The organism is Xanthomonas sp. NCPPB 2864, from assembly GCF_056675615.1.
On the sequence record NZ_JBWWVS010000021.1, the window covers coordinates 1 to 10,035 of the forward strand.

3 protein-coding genes and 1 pseudogene are annotated in these 10,035 nt (G+C 61.3%); 3 read left to right on the forward strand and 1 reads right to left on the reverse strand.

The features are described from left to right. The 3 genes from AC1KVE_RS20890 to AC1KVE_RS20900 form a co-directional block, all read left to right on the forward strand. Window positions 1-472, forward strand: a 472-nt coding sequence (locus AC1KVE_RS20890; RefSeq protein ID WP_481093113.1) for a beta-barrel domain-containing protein, incomplete at its 5' end; no start/stop codon positions are given. A 3-nt stretch (window positions 473-475) separates the two neighbouring features. Next, window positions 476-862, forward strand: a complete 387-nt coding sequence (locus AC1KVE_RS20895; protein ID WP_184457446.1) for a hypothetical protein — start codon at window positions 476-478, stop codon at window positions 860-862. Window positions 863-928: 66 nt separating this feature from the next. Continuing rightward, window positions 929-9,250 carry a putative Ig domain-containing protein gene (locus AC1KVE_RS20900; RefSeq protein WP_481093114.1) on the forward strand — a complete coding sequence of 2,774 codons (8,322 nt, stop codon included), beginning with the start codon at window positions 929-931 and terminating at the stop codon, window positions 9,248-9,250. A gap of 280 nt (window positions 9,251-9,530) precedes the next feature. Here AC1KVE_RS20900 and AC1KVE_RS20905 read toward each other — a convergent pair. Then, a pseudogene (locus AC1KVE_RS20905) lies at window positions 9,531-9,611 on the reverse strand (transposase); the annotation flags it as partial. Between the last annotated feature and the right edge of the window lie 424 nt (window positions 9,612-10,035).

Genomic DNA, 10,035 nt, shown 5'->3' on the forward strand with positions numbered 1-10,035 from the left:
ACAGCGCGACAAGCTGATGGCCCTGCATGCGCCCGTCGACGGCACGATCCAGCAGCTGGCCGTCCACACCGTAGGCGGTGTAGTCACGCCCGCACAGCCGTTACTGGTCGTGGTGCCAGCCGAAGAAGCACTGGAGGTAGAAGTTACCGTCTTGAACAAGGACATCGGCTTCATGCGCCCGGGCCAACCGGTCACCGTCAAGGTCGACAGCTTCCCCTATACCCGCTACGGCTATCTGACCGGCACGGTCGCCAGCGTGTCCCACGATGCCGCACAAGACGAAAAGCTGGGCCTGGTATTCCCCGCCCGGGTGAAGCTGGAGCGGGCCACGCTGAACATCGATGGTGTAGGTGTGCGGTTGAATGCCGGGATGAGCCTTAGCGCAGAGATCAAGACGGGCAAGCGCCGGGTCATCGACTACCTGCTTAGTCCTCTGCAACAGCACACCACTGAAGCCTTGCGCGAGCGCTGACACATGCTGACCCTTTCGCTGATCTATGTGAGCATCGTGCTCGTGTCCGGAATGCTTGGCTGCGGATGCCGGCTGCGGGTGGCCGCACATCGCCTGGCAACCGAGTCGATCGACAGCCCGGCGAGGAGCACGCGCTGGACGAATCGATACCTATTCTTCAGCTTCTGGCACCTGTTTGTCTCCCTCTTCTCGCTCGCCTTCATGCTGCCTTTGATGGACCTCCTCATCAACCACGGCGTACCCGGCAGGGCCCTGCCAGGCCTGTATCTCTTGTTGTGCCTGCCGTTGGCCAGCGTCTGCTCCTGCATTGACCTGCGGCTTACACGCCGCTGCGATCCCCGGAAGCGGGCAGGGCGGCTTGCGCTTCGCAAGCGGCTGAGAGGGTCCTGATCCTTCTGAACGTCCAAGTGCTTCACTGGATTCCACCTAAACTCCAACCGCAAGGAACGCGTCGCCATGACCACGTCCAACAAGACCATCTACTTTATCCAGGGCGACCTGGACGCGCCGCCTCCACCAGAAAAGCCGGATTCGCCTGAAGCGATACGCTGGTTCCAGGAAGCTTACCTACTGGAGATGTCGCAATTTCTGCCGGATCCAGGCAAATTCCTGGAGGACTCGAGCAAGACGCTTACCGAAGAGACCGTCAAAGAGATGACGGAACTTCAGGTAAAGGCTGCACTGGAGAAAATCCAGGACAACATCGCCGCCAGTTCGGAGATGGAGCGCGCCAAGGCGGCTGCCATCGACTATGCGCGCATTTCAAAGCGCTGGAAGGAAATCGCGCTCAAGTCCAACAGTCCTCATGCAAATAAGGTGGCTAGCTATGCCGACTTTGTTGCCAATGAATACCGAGTGGGGTTGCAGCAGCTGCATGACGCGGCCTCCGACTCTACTAAGGCGATTCGGGGCGCCGCTCGTATCGGCAATGGACTGGGCAACTTCTTCCTGATTGCCGATATCGCCGGAGCGATCCAGAACGGCGCGACCGACCCGCGTGGCGTGGGTGGCGAGATCGCCGGCATTGTTGTTGGCGGAGCGGTGGTGAGCGCGCTGCTTAGTGTGGCCGGGGGCCTGGCCGGCATCCTTTCGACACCGCTGTGGTTTGCGGCGGGGTCGATCTTGCTGGTCCTCGCAGCCGGCTATGCCGCTACCCAACTGGGCGAGGCCGTGTGGGACTCGCTGATCAACGACAAGTTCTGGTCCTTCCTCGAATCGCAGGGATGGAGCGACGAGGTAGAGGCCCTCATTTCGTCGGTCGGTAAAGCCGTCGATCCATACGTGCCCGGTGACCCGGACGCTCCCGACAAGCCGCAGCTGGACCCCAGGTTCGTCAACGATGGCGAGATCGCCACCGGTAACACCCACGAGAACATTGTCGTTGGCAACGACGGCAAAAACGCGATCACGTTCCTGTACGGCCGCACGACGGCCTTCGGCAAGGGTGGCGATGACGAGTACACGCTCACCGACCAAGCAGTGGGCAATCAGATCATCGACGACAGCGAAGGCAACAACAAGCTGACGTTCGGCATTGTCGACATTGCAGGCGTGACCTACGAGAAGACCGGCGATAACCGCTACGCCTCGCCGGAGGACTACTTCACCCTCGTCTACAACGACCCGGGTGACGGCGGCCCTGGCACCCTCGTGGTCTCCTCCAAGCACTACGAGAATGCCACGGTTACCCTGCTCAACTGGAAGAACGGTGACTACGGGCTCACCCTTCCAGGTATGCCGACCGAGCCGGAACACCCGGTACCTTCCGGCCCGGGCACTGCCGAAGGCGACTATATCAATCCGGGTATCACCAGCGGAGACACCGGGCCGGTGACCATCCACGGACTCGGTGGTCGTGACATGATCTGGGGCGGTTCGAGCGCCAGCGACGACACGCTGTACGGTGGCGATGATGGCGACATCATCAATGGCCGAGGCGGCAAGGACGAGATATACGGCGACGGCGGCGACGACTTTATTTCTGGCTTCGGGGATGGATCAACGGTTCACGGTGGTGCCAGTGACGACGTCATCGACGCGCGGTTCAACTTTGGCTTCCAGTATTCTGCGGGCCCGGTCGCCGGGCTGACGCTGGCTGATGTTTGGCGTGACGTGGGGAAATATTTCACCTGGTCGCGGGGCAGTTCGTTTGCCGCGGGCGAAGACGGCGAATGGTTCGCGCCTGCCAGCTTCCCGCTCGGCGGAAACTTCGACTACAGCGAGGCCTCTTCATCTCCTGGCAAAACCTTTCGGTTCTTCAGGTCAGGAGTCACGCAGTACCGCCTGCTGTACTTCTCGCCGGGCCATCCGGATGGCCAACAGGCCGGCGGTGGCCTTTTCACTTTTGACGACAATCCCTACCTGCCCATCCTAGGCGCGACGCTCTTCGGCGGCGCCGGCAATGACAGCATCAATGGCGCCGAGGGCAACGACAACATCGATGGCGGCGACGACAATGATCTGCTGGCAGGCATGGGCGGCAACGACTCCATCAATGGGGGCGCAGGCGATGACCGCATTGCTGGCGGCAAGGGAGAGGACGTCCTTTCCGGCGGTGCGGGCGCAGACCAGATCCTAGGTGGGCTGGGGCGCGACGTCATTTCCGGCGGCGAAGGCAACGACAACATGTGGGGCGACAACGCACTGGACGAGCATTCCACGGTCGGCGAGGGTGACTACATCGATGGTGGAGCCGGCGATGACACCATTGCCGGCGAGGCAGGCGATGACATCCTGGACGGCGGCACCGGCGACGACACCCTCTCTGGCGGCGTCGGGGATGATGTGCTGCTGGGCCGGGACGGCAATGACAGCATCTCTGGCGGGGCCGGCAACGACGTGCTGATCGGACACGCAGGCAAGGACATCCTGCAGGGCGATGCCGGAAATGATTCGCTATCCGGCGGCGAGGATGACGACTCGCTGTCCGGCGGTGAGGGCAATGACGCTCTGGATGGCGGTGATGGCAATGACAACATGGCAGGCGATGCCGGCGACGATCGTCTGGATGGCGGCAAAGGCAACGACCACCTGTCGGGAGGGATCGGCAACGACCAGTTGTTCGGCGGTGAGGGCGCGGATACCCTCGATAGCGGGGAAGGCGCCGACACAGTCCAGGGCGGCGATGGCGCGGACTTCCTGTATGGTGGCGCGCACAATGACAGCCTGTACGGCGGTGCGGGCGACGACTACATTGACGGTGACGAGAACGCGGTCGCGGCTGGCAACCATGGGCGCGATGTGCTCGATGGTGGCGATGGCAATGATCTCATGCATGGCCAGGGCAACAATGACATCCTGTATGGCGGCGACGGTGACGACCGCTTGTACGGCGATGACTACGAGCGCCTCTACTCCGGCGATGACACCCTGTACGGCGGCAACGGCAACGACTTCCTGTTTGGCGGCGCCGGCAACGATGTCCTCAGTGGTGACGCGGGTGACGATGTCCTGGTCGGCGACGAGGGCGACGATCTCCTCAGCGGTGGCACCGGCAACAACCAGTACCAGTTCAGCCGCAGCTTCGGCAAGGACGTGATCACGCTCGTCCAGGACAGCCAGGATTGGGTGTTCTTCCTGGACGGCATCACCGCCGAAGACCTTGCCTATGCGCGCGACGAGGACGACCTGCTGGTCACCCTGGATGACAACCAGGTTCGCATCAAGGGCTACTTCAGCGGCACCACCCAGGTGCGTATCCAGACCGCCGACAACCAGGTGATCACGCGTGCGCAGATCGAGTCGGGCGCCTTCTACGGGGCAACCATTCTCGGTACCGGCGGCGACGACACGCTGATGGGAACGGAGGACGCTGACCGCCTGTATGGGCGAGGCGGTGAAGATGTGATCGACGGCAAGGGCGGCAAAGACCTGATTGATGGTGGCGACGGCAATGACACCCTGACTGACGGCGCAGGCAGCGACGTGGTGCTGGGCGGCGACGGTCATGACGTCATCACCCTCTGGAACGACGGCCTGGATGGTTCCGACGAGGTCGACGGTGGCCAGGGCAATGACACCTACAACGTGCTGCTGGGCTCGGGCATCGATTTCATCAGGAACCTGGCAGGCAATGCCGCAGGCGTGGACACGATCAACATGGTCGGCATCACGCGCAACATGGTGCACAACTTCACCCTGGAGGGGGACACGCTCACCCTGATGATCCTGGCCGGCGGTGCTTCGCCCAATGCGCAGCCCGATAACATCCTCGTGCTGGAGGGCTTCTTAGCGAGCGATGCCCATCGCATTGTCTTTGCCGACGGCATCGAGATGAAGCGTTCGGATTTCCAGATGGTGAGTTGGACGGGCAGCGACGGCGACGATGTCTACACCGGAACCAACCTGCCGGAATCCGTCACCGGCGGGCGTGGCAACGACGTGCTGTCCGGCGGCGGTGGCAATGACGTTCTCTCTGGCGGTGAGGGCGACGATCAGCTCGATGGAGGCGCGGGTAACGACGTACTGATTGACGGCACGGGCGTGGACATCGTCAGGGGCGGCGCCGGCGATGACCGCTTCATCACCGAAATCGACTTCGATCTCGACATGTTCATTGGTGGCGACGGCAACGATACTTACGAGTACCTAAACAACTTCAGCTGGAGCGCCTATCGTACCAGCAACAACGTCGCCGAGATCCAGGAACTGGCGGGCGGTGGCGTCGATACACTGCTCAGCAACCTGCTCGACACAGTGCTTCCGGACAATGTCGAGAACGCGAAGATCACCCAGTCCAGCTACTGGTACTCGTACAACACCGTCACCGGCAACAGCCAAGACAACGTGATCGAGATCATCGGCCGCACCTGGGGACCGGCCAGTCTCGCCTTTGTGCTGGATGGAAAGGGCGGCAGGGACACCTTCATCGGTGCCGAAACCAATGACACCTTCATCATCGACAGTTATGACGACATCATCATCGAAAGGAACCGCCTCAACCACGATTCGATCGATACCGTCCAGACCAACCTGAACTACTCCATTGAAGGCCGCGAGTTTCTCGAGAACCTGCGGCTGACGGGTGATGCCATCTACGGCACCGGCAACGACGACCACAACGTCATCGAGGGCCATCTTGCCAGCGGCGCCAACCAGCTGGTGGGCTTGGACGGCAATGACACCTACATCGTGACCCGGAAGGACGCCGTGATCGAGGCGGCCGGTGGCGGCAACGACACGGTGATCATTGCCGGATGGGACGAGATGACTCAGCACGGCATGTGGTTCTCGCTGGCCGACTACGCCAATGTCGAGAACCTGACATTGCGCAATGTGGACAACCAGCAGCCCTCGCACATCGTCCTGCGCGCGAACATCCAAGGCAACGACGAAGACAACATCCTGATCGGGAACATGTATGCCAACGAGATTCGCGGTGGCGGCGGAAATGACGTCCTGCGCGGCAATCAGTGGCTGGCCGAATTCAATCCCTATACGCAAGTGAATGAGCCGGATCGCCTGTATGGTGAAGACGGTGACGACACCCTGTATGCGTCGGTCTACGGTGCTGACCTTTACGGGGGGCGGGGCAATGACACGTTGTACGGATCGGAGTGGCAGAGCGGGCACGGCAGCCGCTCGGGCAATGACCGGTTCTACTATGAAGCGGGCGACGGCACCGACCGCATCATCTCGATCAACACTTACAACCATGACGACAGCGACGAGGTAATCTTCGGCGCCGGCATCCTCGCCGAGGACGTGGTGTGGACCCGCGACGGCCTGGACCTGATCGTCCAGCTCGGCACCGACGCCAACGACCGTATCATCGTGCAGGGCTACTGGGTGGACGACTCCAGCAACCCCGGCCAGACAAGGCTTCAGGGCGCGATCGATCGGTTCGTATTTGCCGATGGCAAAATCCGCCGCGGCGATCTTGACCAGCTGATCAGTGGCAACGAGCCGCCTGTGGCCAACACCTTCGAGTACAACGCAGAGCTCACGGTGGGGCAACCGTTCTCGCTGGCACTTCCTGCCGGGGCTTTCAGCGATGCGCCCGGCGACACGCTGACCTACTCCGTAAGTGGCCCACAGTGGCTTTCGGTGGACCCGGTCATGGGCACACTCAGCGGCATCGTACCTGCCGACGAGAGCGACTTCACCTTCGCCCTGACCGCTACCGACCAGCACGGTGCATCCGCATCTGCCTGGATATCGCTGCACGCGACCATCGTGATCCAGGGCGCCGCACAGGATGACGTGCTTGTCGGAACCTGGAAGCGTGAGCAGCTGATCGGCCTGGCCGGCAACGACCGCCTCGAAGGCAATGGCGGTGCCGATGTTCTGCGCGGCGGCAGTGGCAACGACACCTACGTCCTGCAGTGGGAAGATGGCGAACGCATCATCGAAGAGGCCAGTGAGGGTTTCGACACGGTGGAAAGCAGTCGCTACAGCTACACGGCCGATGCCAACATCGAGCAGATCGTGCTGGTCGAGGGATCACAGGCGACCGTCGCGATCGGGCGCGAGGGCGCACAGACGCTTGTCGGCAACAGCAACGACAACACGCTCGATGGCATGCAGGGCGCCGATGAGATGCGCGGCGGCACCGGCAACGATACCTACTATGTTGACGACGCAGGCGACGTGGTGGTGGAACTGGCTGGCGGAGGCGCCGATAGTGTCTACGCGCTGGTGAACACGACGCTTGCAGCCAATGTGGAGTACGGCTACGTGGCCGTCGACACCGGGCTTTCGCTGACCGGCAACGCCCTGGCCAACCGGCTCTACGGTAACGGCGGCAACGACACCCTCAACGGCGGCCTGGGTGCTGACGTGATGGAAGGCTACGACGGTGACGACACCTACTACTTCGATGACAGCGGAGACCGGGCAGTCGAGCAGGTCGGCATGGGCATCGACACCATCGTGCGAACGACCGGCTCCACCACCACCTTGACCAACAACATCGAGAACCTGCGCGTGACCGGCAGCGGCCAAGCCACCGGCAATGCGCTGGACAATCTCATCGAAGGCAGCGAAGCGGCCAATACCCTGCTTGGCCTTGCCGGTAACGACACGTTGAACGGACGCGGTGGTAACGACCAGCTGACCGGTGGCGCCGGCAATGACCGGCTGATTGGCGGCGCCGGCGACGATACCTATGTTATCGATGGCAGCTCTGGCAGCGACATCATCAACAACACCGGTGGCGGCAACGACACCCTGTTGGTGAATGGCGTGGCCAGCAGCCGGCTGTCGTTCAAGCGCGACGGCAACGACCTCCTGGTGCACATCGATGGCGCTACGATCGCAGCGGCACGCGTCAGCGGCCACTTCCTGGGCGGTGATGCCGGCATGGACGTTGTGCAAGCCAGCAACGCACGCTATACCGCAACGCAGATCGCACAGCTGATCAACAGCAGCAGTCCGGACCGGACCATCAATGGCACCGCCTCCGGAGAGCAACTGACTGGCGGGACTGGTAAGGATCTGATCGACGGACTGGGCGGTAACGACACCTTGTTGGGCATGGGCGGCAACGATACCTTGCGAGGTGGTGCCGGCAACGACACATTGTCCGGTGGCAGCGGCAATGGCACCGGCAGCGGTGACGACACGTTGGAGGGCGGCGCTGGCAACGACACACTGCGCGGCGAGGATGGCGATGACCTCATGCTGGGCGGCGCCAACGACGATACCTATGTATTCGGCAGCGGCCGCGATGTGATTGACAATACCGGAGGCGGTATCGACCGTCTGCAATTCCAAGATGGACAACCGGTCAGCAACCTACGATTCACCCGCGATGGGGATGACTTGGTGATTGCATTGGCCAGCGGCGCTAATAGCAGTGTGCGTGTGACCAAGCACTTCCTTGGCGGCGATTTCGCGTTGGATGTCCTACAGCCCGGTAGTGGCGCCCAGCTGGACACCGCAGCGATCAATGCCCGTGTGTCCAGCAGTGACGGAGAGGCCAATCCGGCCGACTATGCGCGCGTGCTGACCGGTACCGCCACGAACGATCAGCTGAGCGGCAATACAAGCAAGGAGCTGCTCCGCGGCCTGGCCGGCAACGACACCCTGTTTGGCATGCTCGGTGACGACCGCATCGAAGGCGGTGATGGCGATGATTTTCTGTGGGGTGGCAGCGGTTCTTTCGGCGGATCGGGCAACGACATGCTCTACGGTGGCGCGGGCAACGACACTCTCGTTGGCGAGGACGGCAACGACCTGTTGTTCGGTGGTACGGGTGACGATGTCTACACCTATCGTGAGGGCAATGGCGTGGACACCGTGAGTGTCGGTGGCGGCAGCGATTCCATCTTCATGGCTGGTATCGAGCGGACGCGTTTGAGCTTCCACCGCAACAGCGACGACCTGATCGTGCGAGTGGACGGCGACGCCAATCAGCAGGTGAGCGTGCTCAAGCACTTCCTGGGTAGCAACAACGCTCTGTGGATGATCCAGCCCGAAGATGGTGGACACGGCATTTCAGCGGCGGAGTTCGAAACATTGCTGACACCGATGCAAGCTGGCAATACCACGGCATCGGCTAGCCGTACCTCAGGCAGTAATCGTTTGATGGCTTCTGTGTCGACCGAGATTTTGGCCGTTGACTACACCAAGGATCCGCTGGCCATCACTGCGTCCCGACGTCCGGTGCGGCGTGCGGTATTGGCTGAGGTCAATCAGTTGGTCGATGCAATGGGCGTGTTTCAAACCGGTGCTGCGAATCTCGACGTCGGCTTGGCGCATGACGTAGAGGCTGGAGTTCTGGGCGGAGCAAGATCTTGGGTGGCGCAAAATGCCAGTAGTCGTTATCAGATCCAATAACTGGACTGGGTCGATGGCGTTTTAGGGGGGCAGCACGCGCATGCGTGCTGCCCCCCCCCCCCCGGGCAGTGAAGAAACGGTGTATGGCTTCTGGAAGCGCAGGTCCAGAAGTAGGTCGCAAAGTACGGCACATGCCAAGCGCTGTACCAAGATGAACTCAGCGGAGATCAGTACCAGCCACGGGCCTGCGATGGTGATGACCTTAACCGAGTTTGCTAACGGGCCGATGCAGCGAAGTTCCCAAAGGGAAGGATGGATACGGTGATGGGAGGGGGCGGTGGTGGCGCCGGCACATATCCTTGATGGCAATGCCGGCCTTTGCTTCGCGCAGCGAGCGGACGATCTGCTCTTCGATAAAAATGCTTCTTCACGTCCAATCTTCTTGGAGCAGGACTCCAAACCGAGGCGCTACTCAAAATTGGGGGCACGTCGCCTCTGGAAGTCCAAATACGACGGGATGGGGGGGCACTACCGTGCTAGGCGCGAGCTGTACGTCTATCTCTTCGGTGAACATCACAGATGGGGCAAAGCGTGAAGTATCACCGTTTAATGAGCTTGTTCGGCTGCGGTTTATCTTCATCTAGTTTGTCTAGTCTTGTATTTCTACATCCAAGATCTTCGGGGGCATTGATGCTGGCTGCTTTCAGATAAATTCCGTAAAACCATGATTTTATATGGATTATTGGAATCCATCCGTGCGCACCAGATCAAAACGCCATCGGCCCGCTGCAGTGACACTGCAGCGGGCCGATGGCGTTTCTGGATCAGGGGTTGGTACCGGCTAA